The organism is Devosia sp. FKR38 (assembly GCF_005222805.1).
Lineage (GTDB): Bacteria > Pseudomonadota > Alphaproteobacteria > Rhizobiales > Devosiaceae > Devosia.
The window spans coordinates 1,352,079-1,368,885 of sequence record NZ_STGC01000005.1 but is presented as its reverse complement, the minus strand read 5'-3'; the positions used below and the strand labels follow the sequence as shown (position 1 = coordinate 1,368,885).

The window sequence follows — 16,807 nt, the reverse complement described above, 5'->3', positions numbered from 1 at the left end:
GATTTTGGGCGGGCAATATTGTCAAAGTACTGGTCGAGACACCTCTTTTGACCACTTGGGCGCTAAATGTCAGACAAACGTCAAATGTCAGACAAACTCATGTCATCGAAGCTGTCAAGGCTGTCCGGTCACGGGAACGCTACGAATTTCGTTGTCAGCCCATCTATTTAAGCAGCGGGCACCTGACTATCGTGGAGATGGGGGCGCCTGCGGGGCGCGTGCCATGCTGGCGAGAGCGCCAGCGCTAGAGAATTCCGTGTTACTTGACCAAGCGGTAGCCATGTCAGACCTCGAAGCCGTCCTTGCCCGTACTGAAGTGAACCTTGAATCGAGTCTGGAGACCCTGTTCGATCTCGTCAGGGTGCCCTCGATCTCGACAGACCCGGCACATGCTGCCGACTGTCGCAAAGCGGCGCAGCTGCTGGCCGACTATCTAGCGCGCCTGGGATTTGCGGCTTCGGTGCGGGATACGATCGGCCATCCCATGGTGGTTGCGCATCACGAAGGCGCCAGCCCCGACTGCCCGCACTTCCTGTTTTACGGGCACTACGATGTCCAGCCGGTCGATCCGTTGCAGCTTTGGACCCACCCGCCGTTCGAGCCGGCGATTCGGGAAGCCGCCAACGGCGCCAAGATCATCACCGGCCGTGGCACCTGCGATGACAAGGCGCAATTGCTGACCTTCATTGAGGCGGTGCGCGCCTATAAGGAGGTGCGCGGCAACCTCCCCATCCGCCTGACTGTCATCTTCGAGGGCGAGGAGGAGTGCGGATCTCCGTCGGCCAAGCCGTTCCTCGAAGCCAACAAGGAGGAACTCAAGGCCGATTACGTGCTCGTCTGTGACACCGGCATGTGGAACGAGGACACCCCCTCGATCTGCGCCGGACTGCGGGGCCTGGTGGGCGAGGAAATCAAGATCTTCGCGGCAAGCCACGACCTGCATTCGGGCGGCTACGGTGGCATCGCCGCCAATCCGCTGCATATCATCGGCAGGATCGTTGCCGGGCTGCACGACGACAATGGCAGGGTCACCTTGCCGGGCTTTTACGACGGCGTCGAGGAGACGCCGGCTGACCTCAAGGCGGTGTGGGACGGGCTCGAACGCGGCATGCCGCACATCCTTGATCGCGTGGGCCTCTCCATCCCGGTCGGCGAGAAGAACCGCTCGATGCTCGAGCTCAACTGGGCCCGCCCGACGGCCGAGGTGAACGGGATCAGCGGCGGCTATGCGGGCGAAGGCTTCAAGACGGTGATTCCGGCCGAAGCGACCGCCAAAGTGTCGTTCCGCCTGGTGCACAAGCAGGATCCGATCAAGATCCGCGAAAGTTTCCGCGCCTATGTGCGCTCCAAGGTGCCGGCCGACTGCCGCGTTGAGTTCGTCGAACATGGTGCCGCCCCGGCTGTGCAGATGCCTTTTGATGCGCCGATCCTCGACAAGACCAAGCAAGCGCTGCTCGGCGAGTGGTCGAACCCGGCCATCGTGACCGGCGGCGGCGGCTCAATCCCCATCGTGGGTGATTTCCGCACGATCCTTGGCATGGATGCGCTGCTCGTCGGCTGGGGCCAGGCCGATGACCGCGGCCATTCGCCCAACGAGAAATACAACCTGAGCTCGTTCCAGAAGGGTACCCGGGCCTGGGTGAGGATCATCGACGCCATTTCGACGCCGTGAAGTCGCCAGGCGCGGGTGACGCGCGGCGTGAACGAACCCGTCAGCGGGCCAAGGCCCGCTGCGCATGACAAGCGCGCGGCCCAATCGGCTCGGGATCGGGCAGAGGCTACGACCATCGAGACTGAAGGGGGACTTGCTGTGACCGTTGATACCAAGGCCAGGCTCGCTGGCTTGCGCGACCGGATGAGGAGCCAGGGCGTCGATCTCGTCGCCATCTGCCCGAGCCCGCATATGGACTGGCTCGTCGGCTTTCACCCGATGCTGTGCGAGCGTCCCTGCCTGCTGCTGGTGGGCCCGGAGCGCGAGGCCTTCCTGATGCCGGCGCTCAATGCCGAGGGCTCGCGCGGACGAACTGAAATCCCCTTCCATGTCTGGGCCGACCATAACGGCCCCAATACCGCTTTCCTTGCTGCTCTCGCCGAGGTGGGCGGCACGTCAGCGCGGCACATTGTGCTCGACGAAACCATGCGCGTGGATTTTGCGGCCTTGCTGACAGATGCGCTGCCCGAGGCAAAGCGCAGCTTTACCGACGACACGCTGAGCTATCTGCGCATGCGCAAGAATCAGCGCGAATATGCCGCGCTCAAACTGAACGCGCTCACGGCGGACAAGGCGATGCAGGCGGGATTCGCGGCGATGCGTCCCGGGATGACCGAGAAGCAGCTGGCGACAATCGTCTTCGACGCATTCACCGTGCAGGGCGTGGAGCCGGGTTTCGCAGTGATTGCCGCCGGATCCAACGGTGCTTTCCCGCACCATTTCAACAGCGACAGGGCACTGGCCGAAGGCGATGCCGTGGTGATGGACATCGGCGGCCGGATCGACGGCTTTCCCAGTGATATCACGCGCATGGCTGTGGTCGGTCGTCCGCCTGAGGGCTATGGGCAAGTTCACGCCATCGTCGAACGCGCTGTCGTGGCCGCGCTAGAGGCGGTGAAGCCGGGTGCGCTGGCACGCGATGTCGACGCGGCGGCGCGCACCGTCATCGCCGATGCCGGATATGGCGAGTATTTCGTCCACCGGACAGGCCACGGCATGGGCATTGGCGGTCATGAGGAGCCCTATATCACGGCGACCTCAGACATTGTGCTGGCGGAGGGAATGGTGTTCACCATCGAACCGGGCATCTACCTTCCCGGGCGTTTTGGTATCCGTCTCGAGGATGTCGTGATTGTGCGGGCAGATGGCCCGGAGATTCTCTCCGGCCTGTCGCGCGAGGTTCGGATGATCGGCGCATAGGGCGCGATCAAATGCGATCGGGCCGGGGGCCAGACAATCGCGCGGCCGACGACAAGCGCGGACCGACCGCTTTTTGAGAAGTCGAGAACCAGCCCGTTTGGCCGACTGGGGCGCTTTGCTGGATGGCAGATGTCGACCCCACTGCGGTCAACCGTAGCAAATCGTGTCTTTCCAAAGTTGCCGTTACCTTGAGACATTCCCGTCCAGAGTTGCTCGCAATGCACCCACCACAACGGTGAACTTTGGAGCGTTCTGACGGGAGCTCGCGTAGTACATGTACCTAGTGAAGGACGCTGGCCAGACGTTCAGCACTTGGATTAACTTCCTATCTTGAACGGGCCGTCTACGGAGCTTTCCGGAAGGCAAGCAATGCTATGCACATGGACGGCGAGAGCAGTTGGACGTCGTGTTTTGCTCAGCGTTGACTCTTTGGGGGGGATCTCAATTTCACTGCCAACAAAGGTGCTGACGCAGCTTGGTCAGGTCGAGTATCGCGATCATGGCCAAGGGCCGGCGATCTTGTTCTTCCATGGCGGACAGGGAAGCGCTCTGGACGACACCCGTCGACGACGTTTTCGAGCCATCCCAGTTCCGGCTGCTCGTGCCCTCGCGCCCAGGCTATCGAGGCACGCCACTGGCTGGCAAGACCACGCCGCGCGACGCCGCCGCATTGGGGGCGGCTCTTCTCGACGAAGTCGGGATCGAAAAGACCATGGTTGTTGGCGTATCGCTTGGTGGCCGCGCAGCCATCGAGTTCGCAGCATCGTTCCCAGAACGAACGCGCGCATTGGTTCTGGGCTCGGCCATATCAGGGCCGTGGTACCAGCCACCCGACCCGATCTACGTTCAATCCAAGCGATTGTTCTCTCCGCGAAGGGAGTGGCTGGTCTAGGCCTTGGTCCGGATTGGCTTTCGCCTGTTTCCCCTGCGAATGGCGAGCATGTTTCTCCGTCAATTGTCCACAGTGTCTCCCGACACGCTGGACAGCGAAAGCATTGAGACGGTTCGCCACAAAGTGCGGGACCTTCGCTCATACGAGGGGTTCGTGACAGACCTGGACCAGTCACTAACGCCAGACGCGCTCTCGAAGGTGAGATGCCCGACCCTCATACAGCACAGTCGCAACGATGCCTCGGTCCCACTGGACCACGCGAGACGGAGTGAGCAGCAGATCCCGGGTGCAGCGCTTCGGTTATACGACAATGCGCTCGGACATTTTCTCTGGACCGGCCCTGGATCGCAAGAGGCCGTCCGGGACCTTCGAGAGTTCGCGCTAGCCCACTCGATAATGCAGCCCCCAACTAGCTCGGCACGACGCCGTCCGACCTAACTCTGGGTCGCCGGGGAGCCCGGGTTCGCGCTCCGTTGCTTGCTCCCTCCGTTCTCAGGGGCTGTGCTGGTCAGCGCCCAAAGTCTTCCTGTCCGGGCCAATCGCTGTCCAGATTAGGGGGCATTGTCGGACGCTTGGCTGCGTCTGCGCGTCGTGCGGCTGCGGCGATTCCAGCTTGCCGGCTGGAGCCGGACTACCGCGGTCACGGCGTTGCCATGCAATGGACGATAGCTCCACGATCGCGATTGCATTCGATTATCTTCTTCACCAGAAATTAAATATCCTCGCACAGGCTTAACAGTAAGTTTGTGAGGTTAACTGGCGATCTGTTCAGCAGTTGCAGCATTGGCGGGTTGAACGATGCCATTGGGAGGGTGTCTGCCTTGAAGTTACTGCCGCAAATCCGCCTCGCCCACAAATTGCCGCTGATCCTGGTGCTGTCTGCCGCCATGGTCAGTGGTGGCGTGGGACTGGCCAGCTACCTGATCGCCAGCGATACGGTCGTCAAACTGACCCAGGAGCGGCTCATCAATGCCGCCGACGAGCGCGCTGCCGAGCTGCGCACCTACCTTGAAACCATCAAGGACGATCTATTGTCGCATGCTGGCGAGTCTACCGCCGTGGCCATCCGCGACTTCGGCATCAACTGGGGGCAGATCAAGGACGGGGCGCCGGCCGATGTGCTCAGGCAGGCCTATGTTACGGGCAATCCCTTCCCGCCGGGCGAACGCATCAATCTCGATGCGGCGGAAGGCCGACTGAACTACAATTTTACCCACAGCAAGGTGCACCCCAGCTTCCGGTCTTTGATCCAGTTGCACGGTTATTATGACGTGTTCCTGTTCGATCCGAAGGGCGATCTGCTCTACACCGCGTTCAAGGAGGATGACTTCGGCAACAACTTCGCCGAGGGCGGCGGGCCCTATGCCGATACCGGCCTTGGCAAGGTCTTCCGGGCGGCACTGGCACAGGAGGCCCCCGGCGAAACGGCGATGTCCGATATTGAGAATTACGCGCCCAGCAATGGGGTTCCGGCCTTCTTCATCGCGACTGCGGTCTTTGACGGGCGCGGCAAGAAATCGGGCGTGATTGCCTACCAGCTGCCCTTGGACAAGTTCGACGCCATCCTGGACGACACGCGCGGCGTGGGTGAAACCGGCGAGGTCTTCCTGGTCGGCAGCGACAACCTGCGGCGCAATGACAGTCACCATTCGCCTGAACTGGACACCCTGGCGGTGTCCTTTGACAGTCCGCTGGTCGCGATGGCCCTGGCCGGGCAGAGCCCAATCGGGGCAGGGACCAACGAGGAGGGGGCCCCGACGGTCCTGGTTGGGGAACCGCTTGGCATTCCCCAGCTTGACTGGGCCATCATGGCCGAGCAGGAGCTTGGCGAAGCGCAGGCGCCGGTCGATGGTATTCGCAATGGCATGCTGCTGGTGGCTGCGATCTTGCTGGCTGTGGCCGCATCCTTGGGCATGTTGTTTTCGCGCGGTATCACCGGCCCCCTGGGGCGGCTGACCGGGGTGATGTCACGACTCGCCGCTGGCGACATGACAGTTGAAGTGGCTGGCGCCCGGCGGTCCGACGAGCTGGGCGCAATGGCGCGCGCCGTGGAGGTCTTCAAGGTGAATGCCCAAAAGGTGTCGCAGATGACCGAGGATGAGCTCATCGCCGATCAGTCCCGCCGGGAAGAACGGGCTAGCATGATGCGGGCCCTGCAGCGGGCCTTCGGCATGGTGGTGGATGCCGCCGTGGCCGGCGATTTCAGCAAGCGCGTGGAGACCGAGTTTCCGGACGCCGAACTCAATGCCCTGGCCGGCTCGGTCAACAATCTGGTGGCGACGGTGGATCGCGGCGTCAGCGAAACCGGCGCAGTACTGGCGGCATTGGCCAATACCGACCTGACCAAGCGCATGGACGGGGACTATCAGGGCGCCTTCGCCAAGCTCAAGAGCGACACCAACGCGGTGGCTGAGAAGCTGACCGATATCGTTGGACAGCTCCGCGATACGTCGCGCTCACTCAAGACGGCGACGGGCGAAATCCTGTCCGGCGCCAATGATCTCAGCGAACGCACCACCAGGCAGGCGGCCACCATCGAAGAGACGGCCGCTGCCATGGAGCAGCTGGCGTCTACCGTGCTGCACAATGCCGAGCGAGCCAATCAGGCCAGTGGCGTCGCCGCTAGCGTGACCCTGAACGCCGAGGAGGGGGGGCAGGTCATGGTGCAGGCGACACAGGCCATGGAGCGCATCACCCAGTCCTCGGCCAAGATCTCCAATATCATTGGCCTGATCGACGATATCGCCTTCCAGACCAATCTTCTGGCGCTCAATGCCTCGGTGGAAGCGGCGCGGGCGGGCGACGCCGGCAAGGGTTTTGCGGTGGTGGCCGTGGAAGTGCGGCGCCTGGCGCAATCGGCCGCCGGTGCCTCCGCCGACGTCAAGGTGCTGATCGAGCAATCGGCGTCCGAGGTCAGTGGCGGTAGCCGCCTGGTGTCGGATGCGGCGGCGAAGCTGGAGACGATGCTCTCCGCAGCGCGGTCGTCCGATGCGCTGATGCAGTTGATCGCCAAGGACTCGCGCGAACAGGCCGCCTCCATCGAAGAGGTGAACACGGCCGTACGCACCATGGATGAAATGACCCAGCACAATGCCGCGCTGGTGGACGAGATCAACGCCGCCATCGAACAGACCGAAGCGCAGGCCACCGAGCTCGACCAGATCGTCGACATCTTCGCCACAGCCGAGGCGCCGCCGGCGCCCCGGTCGGCGGGACGCGCTGCATCGGTCAATGCCCTTGCCGGTGGCGCCCGCGCGCTGCAGGACAAGCTCAGGACCGTCGCCCGCTCCTATCTCAGCCAGGGCAATGCAGCCATCAAGACGGAGTAGCCCGCCCCAGTGGGGCGCCTATCTGGCCGTTCCAAGGTAGGCCGTGCTCACCCAGCCTGCCTTGGCGGTCGATGTCTCAGCCTCCTTCAGGTCTTCTTGCGCATGGCCTCGCTGAGCCGATCGCCGAGAGAGCCGGTGCTGCGCAGGGCTTGCTGGGGTGGGCGCTGGTTAGCCCGCAGCGGCGCTTCGCGCGGCCGGTCGCGCGGGGCAGTCGTATCGACCTCCTTGCGCATGGTCAGGCCAATGCGCTTGCGCGGCACATCGACCTCCACCACGCGCACCCTGACCACATCGCCGGCCTTGACCACCTCGTGCGGGTCTTTGACGAATTTGTCGGCCAGCTGAGAGACATGCACCAGCCCGTCCTGATGCACGCCGATATCGACGAAGGCGCCAAAGGCGGCGACATTGGTAACCGTACCCTCCAGCATCATGCCGGGCACCAGGTGTTTGATGTCGTCCACGCCCTCGGCGAAGGTCGCCGTTTTGAAGGCGGGACGCGGATCGCGGCCGGGCTTTTCGAGTTCCGCCAGAATATCGCGCACCGTGGGCAGACCGAAGCGCTCATCGACAAAGCTCTTGGGATCGAGACCGGCGAGTGCGGATTTATCGCCCATGATGGTGCGCAGATCGCGGCCGCAGGCGGCGACGATCTTGCGCGCCACGCCATAGGCTTCCGGATGCACCGAGGAGGCATCGAGTGGCTCGGTGCCGCCGGTGATGCGCAGGAACCCGGCGCTCTGCTCGAAGGTACGCTGGCCCAACCGCGGCACGTCGAGCAGCGCCTTGCGGGAGCGGAACGGCCCATTGGCGTCGCGATAGCTGACGATGGCTTCAGCCACCGAGGGCCCGAGGCCGGAAATACGGGCCAAAAGGGGCGCCGAGGCGGTGTTGAGGTCAACACCGACCGCGTTCACCGCGTCTTCCACCACGGCGTCGAGCGAGCGGCCGAGACGGAACTGGTCGACATCGTGCTGATACTGACCAACGCCGATCGCCTTGGGCTCGATCTTGACCAGCTCGGCCAGCGGGTCCTGCAGGCGGCGGGCAATGGAGACCGCGCCGCGCAGCGACACATCGAGATCGGGGAACTCGGCGGCGGCCAGCTCGGAGGCTGAATAGACCGAGGCGCCGGCCTCGGACACGATGACCTTGGTGGGCTTGGGCGCGGGCAGGCGGTCGATCAGATCGTTGACCAGCTTCTCGGTCTCGCGGCTGCCGGTGCCATTGCCGATGGCGATCAGTTGCACGCCGTGTTTCTTGATCAGCGCCGCAATCGCGGCCTGGGAGCCCATCACGTCATTGCGGGGCGGGAAGGGATAGATGGTCTCGGTGCCCAGTACCTTGCCGGTGGCATCGATCACCGCCAGCTTGCAGCCGGTGCGAATGCCGGGGTCGATGCCCATGGTGGCGCGGGCGCCGGCGGGGGCGGCCAGCAGCAGATCCTTGAGATTGCGGGCGAAGACGCCGATGGCTTCGAGCTCGGCGCGCTCGCGCAGTTCCACCATCAGATCGACCGACAGGGTGATGCGCAGGCGCGTGCGCCAGGCCCAGCCGGCCACGTCGCGCAGCCAGGCGTCGCCAGCGCCCTGGCCCTGGGCCTTGAGCGCGGCGATCACAAGGCGCTCGGCGGGCTTGATGGGGTCGGTGACATCGGCATCCACCTCGATATCGAGGCCCAGAAAGCCCTCGTCGCGCCCGCGCATCATGGCGAGGGCCCGGTGGCCGGCCACCTTGTTCCAGCGCTCGGTATGCTCGAAATAATCGGAGAATTTGGCGCCGGGCTCCTCCTTGCCCTTGAGCACCTTGGCGCTCAGCATGGCCTTGTCGCGCATATGGGCGCGCAGCTGGCCCAGCAGGGCTGCGCTTTCCGACAGGCCCTCGATGACGATGTCGCGCGCGCCCTCCAGCGCCTCCTTGGTGCCGGGCACCTCGGGGGTGATATAGGCCTCGGCGAGCCGCTCGGGCACGGCACTGCGGTTGGCGAGAATGGCTTCGGCCAGCGGACCCAGGCCACGCTCGCGGGCGATCTCGGCCTTGGTGCGGCGCTTGGGCTTGAAGGGCAGGTAGAGGTCTTCCAGTTCGGCCTTGGTGGCGGCGCCCATGATGGCGGCGGTCAACGGCCCGGTGAGCTTGCCCTGGTCTTCGATGGATTTCAGGATCGCTGCGCGGCGGGCTTCCAGTTCGCGCAGATAGGTCAGCCGCTCGGCCAAGAGGCGCAGCTGGGTGTCATCGAGCCCGCCGGTCACTTCCTTGCGGTAGCGCGCGATGAAGGGCACCGTCGCACCGCCATCGAGCAGTTCCACGGCAGCGCGCACCTGCTCGGGGCGGGCGGCGACTTCGGTGGCGATCTGGGCGGCAATGCGGGTGTCGAGGGCGGACATGAATCTACTTCCTGGTTCGGCTGGCGCGACCATAGTCGCCTCGGGTCGAGGGGCACACCCGGCGCGGCACGATTTCCTCACTTCTTGCCGAAGCAGAGGTCGGTGGCGCGATGGCTGTCGCCGTCAGGAGGCTTTTGTCCCGTCCTGTGGCGGGGATACGGCGGCCCGGCCCAGTTCGGACAGCCCATAGATGCCGCGGCTTTCCCGCACGAACCAGCCATAGACATTGCTGCGCAGGATCGTCGGTGCCCTCGTGACCAGCGCCCTGAGCTGCTTCGGACTCTGCGGCCCGCTCAGCAAGGCCGTGGCGCAGGCGATGCAGTCTTGTCGATAGGCGGTCATGATTGGTTTGCCGCGCCCGCCGCCCACCTGTGGATCGCCGACCCGGCGCTTGTGTTCATCGAGCAGCCGGGAGCGTCTCTTGGCGTCGCGGCGCGGCGTGGGGGCAAAGGGCGTGACGATCACGGCCACGTCTCCAGCCTCCGAGACGGCAATCACCCCAAAGCCGAGCCGTCGGCACAGATTGCGGAAACGGGCGTCATGCTCGCGCCCCCGTGCGGTCTTTGCAGCGCGCGCAGCCAGCCAGACTTCATCACAAAAGGCGGCGCGCTTGACCCCCTGCATGACCAGTTCGAGATTGAAGGCCAGCTTCATCTCGCACACAACCACCACAGGCGGATCGTCATCCCTGACGCCCACCAGATCACAATCATTGACCTCGCCTTTGACGACGTAGCCGGCGGCTTCCATGAAGGCCTTCAAAGGCAGATAGAGTTCCGTCTCAGCCATGTGCTCACTTCAGACCGCGATGCCTACGCATGTGACATACCTGAGTCTGGGCGCCGCCGTCGTTGCGCGAGCCGAGGGTAAGACGGACGATTAGGGGCGGGGGAGTCTGACCTTGCGGCGCCTTGGCTGGTCGTCATAGTGTCCCAACTCACTGCGCTGGCGGCTCATTTCGTTCGCCTGGAGCTGATCTGGAGATCAGAATATGGACTACGATCCCTCCATCCGTTTGTTGACCGATCACCTGGCGCTCCGCCCCACCACCCCAAACGACATCGAACGCGCGCTCGAGATCAGGTCCAACCACGACGTCGCTCGCAACCTCGTATCGGCTACGATTCCGCCCGATTCAGAGAAGATGGCCAACTGGTTCAAAGGTCACGCGGATGAGTGGCGGGACGGCAGTGCCTACCGGCTGGCGATTACCTTGGAGGCCCGGTTCATCGGCGTCTGTGACGTCTTTGACATTGCCGACGGCCAGGGCGAGATTGGCTATTGGCTCGACCGGGCGGTCTGGGGGCGCGGCTTCGGTCAGGAAGCTGCGACGCGTCTAATCCGGTTCGCCACAGAAGAGGTGGGTCTGACCGCGCTTCGAGCTGGTTGCGCGGACGACAACGCTGCTTCGGCAGCTATACTCACACGCCTTGGGTTCAACCGGCTCAAGGATGTGCGGGTGTTCTCGCAGTCGCGCCAAGCAGAGATCACGCAGCGTCGATTTCATTTGACCGTCTGACGTCCTCGCAGTTCACCTGAAGGCGAAAGGCCACTCTTGGGCCTGTCTCTCACTCGACCTTGAACCGCCAACTTGGGCCGGGAGACCAGACCTCGCCGCCCAAACGGACCATGGTGACTCCTCATCATGGTCCAGGCTGCGCGATTGCGCAGTCGTGGCCCAACGATGGCGGCACTCGCCTTCATTGCTGCGGCAATCGGAACTTCCGCGAACGCTGTCGGTACTTTAGGGTTCCGCAGACGATCGCGTGCGGCGCCGCCGGGCATGGCGATCCGCATATCAATTCTTGGCAAGGAGAATGACTATGGAGGCCAATCAACTGCATCGGGGCCGGCTCATCGACCATATCCAGCTTGTGGTCGCCGATCTTGCTGCCAGCAGGGACTTCTACACTGCGGTACTGGCCGTTCTGGATATTCCCATCGTCGACACGGCGCATGACTTCTTCTGGGCCGATGAACTGGTGGTCTCATCGGCAGACAGTCCAGCTGCCCTAGGGGTGCTGACGGGGCGCCACCATCTGGCCTTCCAGGCCAAGGACCGCGCGACGGTGGATGCCTTCTATCGGGTGGCGCTGGCGCATGGCGGCCGTGACAATGGCGCCCCCGGCGAGCGGTCCTATCACCCTGGCTATTACGCCGCCTTCGTGCTCGATCCGGATGGCAACAATATCGAGGCCGTCTTCCATGGTGCCGCCAAGCGCAGTGTGACCTCGGTGGTCATCGATTTCTAGCGGTCCGACCATGGTCTGATCCACTTGTCACGCAGTCGCCTTATGGGTCTGTCAAAGGGCCAGGAGCACAGGCGGGCAGGGCGGCGGCTAACGATCTGGCGGCCTTGGAAGAACCCGTGACGTATGCGGCAGATGGCTTGCCAAGGCCGGACGCTGAGGGGTAGACGGGTCACTTGAAACACAGGGCAGGTCGCGGCTGACAGGCACATCATGAAACGACGCTTCTCTCTGCCCGCAATGGCGGCCGTCCTGCCAGGCCTGATGGCCTGTTCGCCTGTCGAAGGCGCGCCGTCGGTTCCCTTGTTCGGTTCGTTCTTTCCGGCCTGGATCATCTGCGCGGTCGGCGGCGTCATTGTCGCCATCGTCCTGCGCGCGGTCTTGGTTGCCCTGCGGCTCGATGAGCACCTGCCAGCGCCGCCACTGGTCTATCTGTGCCTCGCGATCAGCGGCGGCATTGTGCTCTGGTTGGTCTGGTCAGGAGCGCTGTAATGCGGGCGATATTGGGCAAGGCCATCGGATACAGCGTTTTCGCGCTGACGGCCGTTCTGATCTACTTCGCCTGGAGTGCCGGCGCGGCCAATCCGCGCTCTGACGTGGCCGAGATTGAGGCACCGGTGGTGCAGATTTCGCCCACCGTGCCGGGCCGTGTCATTTCGATATCGGTGCAGAACAATCAGGCGGTGCGCAAGGGAGACGTCTTGTTTCAGGTCGATCCCGAGCCCTATCAGCTCCGTCTCGACCAGGCGCAGGCCGAATTGCGCGCCGCGGAATCGGAACTGGCGCAGGGCGGGCGCAACATTGCCACGGCGCAGTCGAATGCCGATGTGGCGCAAAAGCAGATCGAACGGGCGCAGTTCAATGCCGACCTCGCCAAGCAGACACTCGACCGGCTCGAACCGCTGCTGGAGCGTGGTTTCGTCACCGCCCAGCAGGTCGATCAGGCGCGAACAGCCTATAATGATGCCCTGGTCAGCTTTGACCAGTCGCTGCAATCGTCGGCCGGCGCAACGCAGGTGATCGGCACGCTCGACACACGGCAGGCCCAGGTCGATACCGCCAAGGCCACGGTGGCGCTGATGCAGCGCGATCTCGACAACACCATCGTCCGCGCGCCGTTCGATGGGTTGGTGACGGGCCTGATCATGCCGCCGGGCCAATATGTGGTTACCGGCGCGCCGCTGTTCTCCATGATCGATACGTCCGGCTGGGAGGCCGTGGCCTTCTTCCGCGAAACCGAACTGCTCAATATCGCCATTGGCGACACTGCCGAGGTCTTCGTGATGGCCGAGTCCGGTCAGCCCATCTCTGGCACCGTCTCGGCCATCGGCTGGGGCGTCCGCTCGGCCGATGCGGCCACGATCCTGGGGCTGCCGATCGTTTCCAACTCGCTGAACTGGGTCAAGGTTGCCAAGCGCTTCCCGGTCTATGTGCATCTGCATGAACCGCCGGCCGATCTGATGCGCGTCGGCGCCTCGGCCATGGTCGTGATCAAGGCCGGGGTGGCGGAAGCGGTCCATGCCAGCGCCGCACAGTAAGCCGGGTCTCGCGGGCCTTCTGCTCGACGAGTTGCGTCCGTTCGAGGGGCGGCTGGGTGCAGCTTTGCGCATGGCACTGTGCTGCGTCATCGTCGTCGCCTTTGCCATGAGCCAGCATGTGCCCGAGGCGGCGGTGTCCTGCTATCTGATTTTCTTTGCCAACCGCGACAATGCCGCCAGCGGCATCCTGATCGCCATCGGCCTAATCATCGGCGTGTCGGTGGGCATTCTGCTCGGGCTGGTGTTTCTGCAACTGGCGGCGGACGAGCCCATGGTGCGGCTGGGCCTGATGGCGTTTTTCACCTTTGCCGGCATGTATTTCTCGGTCGCGACCAAGGCTGGGCCGATTGCGGCGACAGTCGGCTTTGTGTTCGCCTTCGTGATGACGCTGAACGATTTTGTGCCGGTGCCCGAGCTGCTGTCGCGCGGGATCAGCTGGATGTGGGTGGTGGTTTTCATCCCGATGGCCGTTCTGATCCTGGTCAATGCGCTGCTTGGCCCCAATCCGGCCTGGCTGGTGCGCCACAGGCTGGCCTTGCGGCTGCGGGCTGCCGCCGACCTGCTGGGTGGCGTCGCAGATGCCGACGCGCGAGTGCAGCGACTGCTCGAAGAGGATGCGGCAGCGCTGGCGGCACCGGCGCGCCTAGGCGCTCTCCTGGGGTATCACAGCAAGCAAGATGCCCGACGGCTGGCGGCCCTCATGCCGCTGGCGCAGGATCTGCTGGCCGAGACCCGCGCTGCGCCAAGGGATCGGCTTGTGGCGCAAAGGCTGGATGGCCTGGCCGAGCAGATCGCGTCCGGCCGCGGCTCGGGTGCCGCAAGTGGACCGCTGAGCCAGCTGCGCGATACCCGACCCCTGGCGGAAATGGCTGAGCGCATGGCCGATATCTGGGTGGGCAGGATTGCATTACCAGAGCCGGAGACTGAGACGGCGGCGCGTTCCTCCAGCGACATGGCCTCCAATCCGGCCTATCTGCAGTTCGCACTCAAGGCGATGCTGGCGGTGCTGATCACCTACACAATCTATACAGCCGGGGGCTGGTTCGAGATCCATACGGCCATGATCACCTGCTTTTATGTCGCGCTCGGCACGACCGGGGAGACACTGCACAAGGCCGGGTTGCGCATTGCCGGCTGTCTGATCGGCGCTGCCATGGGCATTGGCAGCATCGTGTTCCTGATGCCGCAAATGACCGATATCGGCCAATTGCTGTTGCTGGTCGGGGTCGGCAGCTTCATCGCCGCCTGGGTGGCGCAGGGCTCGACCCTGATCCAGTACATGGGCTGGCAGATGGCGCTGGCCTTCTTCCTCTGTGTGCTGCAGGGCTTCGGGCCATCGTTTGATATTGATGTCGCCACCAATCGCATTGTCGGCATCCTGATCGGCAATGTGGTCGTGGCGGTCGTGTTCCTCTGGCTCTGGCCCACCAGCGTCGCGGCGCTGACGGCCGGCCATCTGGCAAGGGCTGTCGAGGGGTTGGGCGCCGCGCTGCGTAAAGAGGGCGGCGGGTTGTCGCCCATAGCGCCCGAGCTCAGGGAGGCCCGACGGCTCTCGCGGGTTTCCGCCTTCGAGCCTGGGCGCCTGCACAGGCAGTCGGCACTGGCGCCGCATGCCGCAGCGATCATGACGGCCATCGATGCGGCCGGTCGGGACATGGCGCATCTGCGTCTGCTGCAGCAGCGTCCGCGCTACCTGTTGGGTGCGCCCCGCTGTGTGAAAGCGGCAACGCTGGCGCAGCAAGCGTCTGTGGCCCGGTTTCTCGATGTCGCCGCCGCCTCTATTGTGTTGCCAGACAGTGCGGCCCGATCCGTGCTTGATCTTGCAGCCCAGCGCTGCAAAGACAGCCTTGGCCGCCTCGAGAAACTGGTGGCCAACAGTCCCAAGCGTGCCGCCTGGTGGCACGATCTGGATGAGACGACGAGAGCGCATCGCGCATTGGCGCGGGATTTTTCCAGAGCGCTGGAGACATTATGATGGCAGCACAGCACTTCCTTGGCGTAGCGGGCGGGATCTGCGTGGCGCTGTTGCTGGCGGCCTGTTCGAGTTCAGCCCTCAAGCTGGCGCCGGCCAGCGCCGCAACGCCCTATCGCGGTGAAGCCGGCATGGCCGCCACGGCGCCCGACCGTGCCGATTTCGGTGTGACCCCCGATGCCAGCATGCCCATCACCATTGCGACCCCCGCGCTGGATGCCAAGCATAGCTACAGCCTGCCCGAGCTGATCAATATCGCCCAGCTCTCCAATCCGGCAACGCAGGCGGCCTGGCAGCGCGCCCGCGAAGCCGCCGCCGCAGCAGGCATCGCCGAAGCGGCTTATCTTCCCATCATCAGCGCCGATGTGCTGGCGGGCTATGCCATCACCTCCAATACTGCGCCGGGATTCAGCACAGCCCTGATCTCGGTTCCCGATGGCACGATCACCACTTCGGGGATGCAGGCTGCGCCCTCGCTTGCGGTCAAATGGCTGCTGTTTGATTTTGGCGCGCGCGATGCTGCCCTGGCCACGGCGCAGCAAGTGTCCTTTGCCGCCAATGTCGGCTTCAATGGCGCCCATCAGAAGCTGATCTTTGACGTCAGCAACGCCTATTTCCAGCACAGCGCGGCACGGGCGCAATCACGCATCGACCGAGCGGCGCTCGATAATGCCCGCATGGTGCTGGAGGCCGCCGAGGCCCGGCTGGGGCAGGGCATTGCCACCACAATGGAGGTGGCGCAGGCCAAGCAACAGGTGGCGCAGGCCGAGTTCGACCTGACTGGCGCCACCGGCCGCGAACGCAGCGCCTATGCCATGCTGCTCGGCGCCATGGGCATTTCCCCGACCATCACCATCAAGGTGCAGGACATCGCCGGCAAATCGCTGCCGCGGCAGGTACCGGCCGATCTGGACCAGATGATCGTCAGTTCGCTGCAGCGGCGTCCCGACGTTCAGGCCGCTTTTGCTCAGGTCAAGGCCAGCGAGCAGGGCATTGCCGCAGCGCGCGCCGAGTTCCTGCCCAGGATCGCGCTGACCGGCACCGCGAACCGTACCTTCGGTTCCTACTCGGTCAGCGATTCCCGCCTGGGGACCAGCGCGAACCTGGACGTGAGCCAGCCCAATGCGGCCGTGCTGCTGGGCATTACCATGCCGATCTTTGATGGCGGCATGCGCGATGCCCGCATGGATGCTGCCGTTGCTGCCGCCAATGCGTCCCAGCAGGACTTTGCGCGGCTGCAAAGCACGGCAGCGCAGGAGATCGTGGTTGCCTATGACGTGTTGCGCACCAGCCTTTCGGCCAATGCCGCTGCCGCGGAACTGGTCAATGCCGCGCGCACCAATTACGACGCGGCGCTGGATTACTACAAGAACGGGCTGGGCACGCTGTCCGATATCAGCGTGACGCAGACCGGCCTGCTCAAGGCGCAGTATGCCCAGGCCCAGGTTCGCAGCGATGCCTTTGTTGCGGCCGCCACGCTGGCGTTTGCCACCGGCACCCTGGTGAGCGCGGGCGGTCTTTAGGCCGCTTGC

General features: G+C 64.2%; 12 protein-coding genes. 10 read left to right on the top strand and 2 right to left on the bottom strand.

The features are described 5' to 3' along the window. Positions 1-280 precede the first annotated feature (280 nt). The 4 genes from E8M79_RS11595 to E8M79_RS11580 all read left to right on the top strand — a co-directional run bounded on the left by E8M79_RS11595 (position 281) and on the right by E8M79_RS11580 (position 7,132). On the top strand, positions 281-1,672 hold the full coding sequence (locus E8M79_RS11595; protein WP_137153360.1) for a M20/M25/M40 family metallo-hydrolase: 1,392 nt from the start codon (positions 281-283) through the stop codon (positions 1,670-1,672). A gap of 138 nt (positions 1,673-1,810) precedes the next feature. After that, positions 1,811-2,911 (top strand): Xaa-Pro peptidase family protein, encoded by a 1,101-nt coding sequence (locus tag E8M79_RS11590; RefSeq protein WP_248304978.1) that lies wholly within the window; start codon positions 1,811-1,813, stop codon positions 2,909-2,911. A gap of 499 nt (positions 2,912-3,410) precedes the next feature. Then, on the top strand, positions 3,411-3,803 hold the full coding sequence (locus tag E8M79_RS11585) for an alpha/beta hydrolase (protein WP_137152049.1): 393 nt from the start codon (positions 3,411-3,413) through the stop codon (positions 3,801-3,803). 821 nt (positions 3,804-4,624) lie between these two features. Beyond that, a complete protein-coding gene (locus E8M79_RS11580; RefSeq protein WP_137152048.1) occupies positions 4,625-7,132 on the top strand; it encodes a methyl-accepting chemotaxis protein in 2,508 nt (835 codons plus the stop codon). 86 nt (positions 7,133-7,218) lie between these two features. Here the strand turns inward: E8M79_RS11580 and E8M79_RS11575 are convergent, their stop codons facing one another. Continuing rightward, on the bottom strand, positions 7,219-9,516 hold the full coding sequence (locus E8M79_RS11575) for a Tex family protein (RefSeq protein ID WP_137152047.1): 2,298 nt from the start codon (positions 9,514-9,516) through the stop codon (positions 7,219-7,221). A 123-nt stretch (positions 9,517-9,639) separates the two neighbouring features. Further along, complete coding sequence (locus tag E8M79_RS11570) at positions 9,640-10,305, bottom strand: DUF2161 family putative PD-(D/E)XK-type phosphodiesterase (RefSeq protein ID WP_137152046.1); 666 nt, start codon at positions 10,303-10,305, stop codon at positions 9,640-9,642. Positions 10,306-10,507: 202 nt separating this feature from the next. On the opposite strand from E8M79_RS11570, the gene E8M79_RS11565 reads away from it, so the two are divergent. From E8M79_RS11565 to E8M79_RS11540, 6 genes are all read left to right on the top strand, one after another. Continuing rightward, positions 10,508-11,035 (top strand): GNAT family N-acetyltransferase, encoded by a 528-nt coding sequence (locus tag E8M79_RS11565; protein WP_137152045.1) that lies wholly within the window; start codon positions 10,508-10,510, stop codon positions 11,033-11,035. A gap of 304 nt (positions 11,036-11,339) precedes the next feature. Continuing rightward, entirely contained in the window at positions 11,340-11,768 is a 429-nt protein-coding gene (locus E8M79_RS11560) for a VOC family protein (RefSeq protein WP_137152044.1), read from the top strand. A gap of 210 nt (positions 11,769-11,978) precedes the next feature. Then, positions 11,979-12,257, top strand: a complete 279-nt coding sequence (locus tag E8M79_RS11555) for a YtcA family lipoprotein (RefSeq protein WP_248304977.1) — start codon at positions 11,979-11,981, stop codon at positions 12,255-12,257. Next, on the top strand, positions 12,257-13,303 hold the full coding sequence (gene mdtN, locus E8M79_RS11550) for a multidrug transporter subunit MdtN (RefSeq protein WP_137152043.1): 1,047 nt from the start codon (positions 12,257-12,259) through the stop codon (positions 13,301-13,303). Before E8M79_RS11555 ends, mdtN begins: the two co-directional genes overlap by 1 nt. Next, positions 13,284-15,278: an FUSC family protein gene (locus E8M79_RS11545; protein ID WP_137152042.1), complete on the top strand. Its 1,995-nt coding sequence runs from the start codon at positions 13,284-13,286 to the stop codon at positions 15,276-15,278. The genes mdtN and E8M79_RS11545 overlap by 20 nt, the downstream gene beginning before the upstream one ends. After that, entirely contained in the window at positions 15,278-16,798 is a 1,521-nt protein-coding gene (locus E8M79_RS11540; RefSeq protein ID WP_171015831.1) for a TolC family protein, read from the top strand. Before E8M79_RS11545 ends, E8M79_RS11540 begins: the two co-directional genes overlap by 1 nt. The last annotated feature ends 9 nt before the right edge of the window (positions 16,799-16,807 follow it).

Excerpts from the sequence above, each read along its gene's own strand:
- mdtN (WP_137152043.1), top strand. The coding sequence starts at position 12,257 with ATGCGGGCGATATTGGGCAAGGCCATCGGATACAGCGTTTTCGCGCTG.
- E8M79_RS11585 (WP_137152049.1), top strand. The coding sequence starts at position 3,411 with ATGGCCAAGGGCCGGCGATCTTGTTCTTCCATGGCGGACAGGGAAGCG.
- E8M79_RS11545 (WP_137152042.1), top strand. The coding sequence starts at position 13,284 with ATGCCAGCGCCGCACAGTAAGCCGGGTCTCGCGGGCCTTCTGCTCGAC.
- E8M79_RS11575 (WP_137152047.1), bottom strand. The coding sequence starts at position 9,516 with ATGTCCGCCCTCGACACCCGCATTGCCGCCCAGATCGCCACCGAAGTC.
- E8M79_RS11565 (WP_137152045.1), top strand. The coding sequence starts at position 10,508 with ATGGACTACGATCCCTCCATCCGTTTGTTGACCGATCACCTGGCGCTC.
- E8M79_RS11570 (WP_137152046.1), bottom strand. The coding sequence starts at position 10,305 with ATGGCTGAGACGGAACTCTATCTGCCTTTGAAGGCCTTCATGGAAGCC.
- E8M79_RS11595 (WP_137153360.1), top strand. The coding sequence starts at position 281 with ATGTCAGACCTCGAAGCCGTCCTTGCCCGTACTGAAGTGAACCTTGAA.
- E8M79_RS11555 (WP_248304977.1), top strand. The coding sequence starts at position 11,979 with ATGAAACGACGCTTCTCTCTGCCCGCAATGGCGGCCGTCCTGCCAGGC.
- E8M79_RS11560 (WP_137152044.1), top strand. The coding sequence starts at position 11,340 with ATGGAGGCCAATCAACTGCATCGGGGCCGGCTCATCGACCATATCCAG.
- E8M79_RS11540 (WP_171015831.1), top strand. The coding sequence starts at position 15,278 with ATGGCAGCACAGCACTTCCTTGGCGTAGCGGGCGGGATCTGCGTGGCG.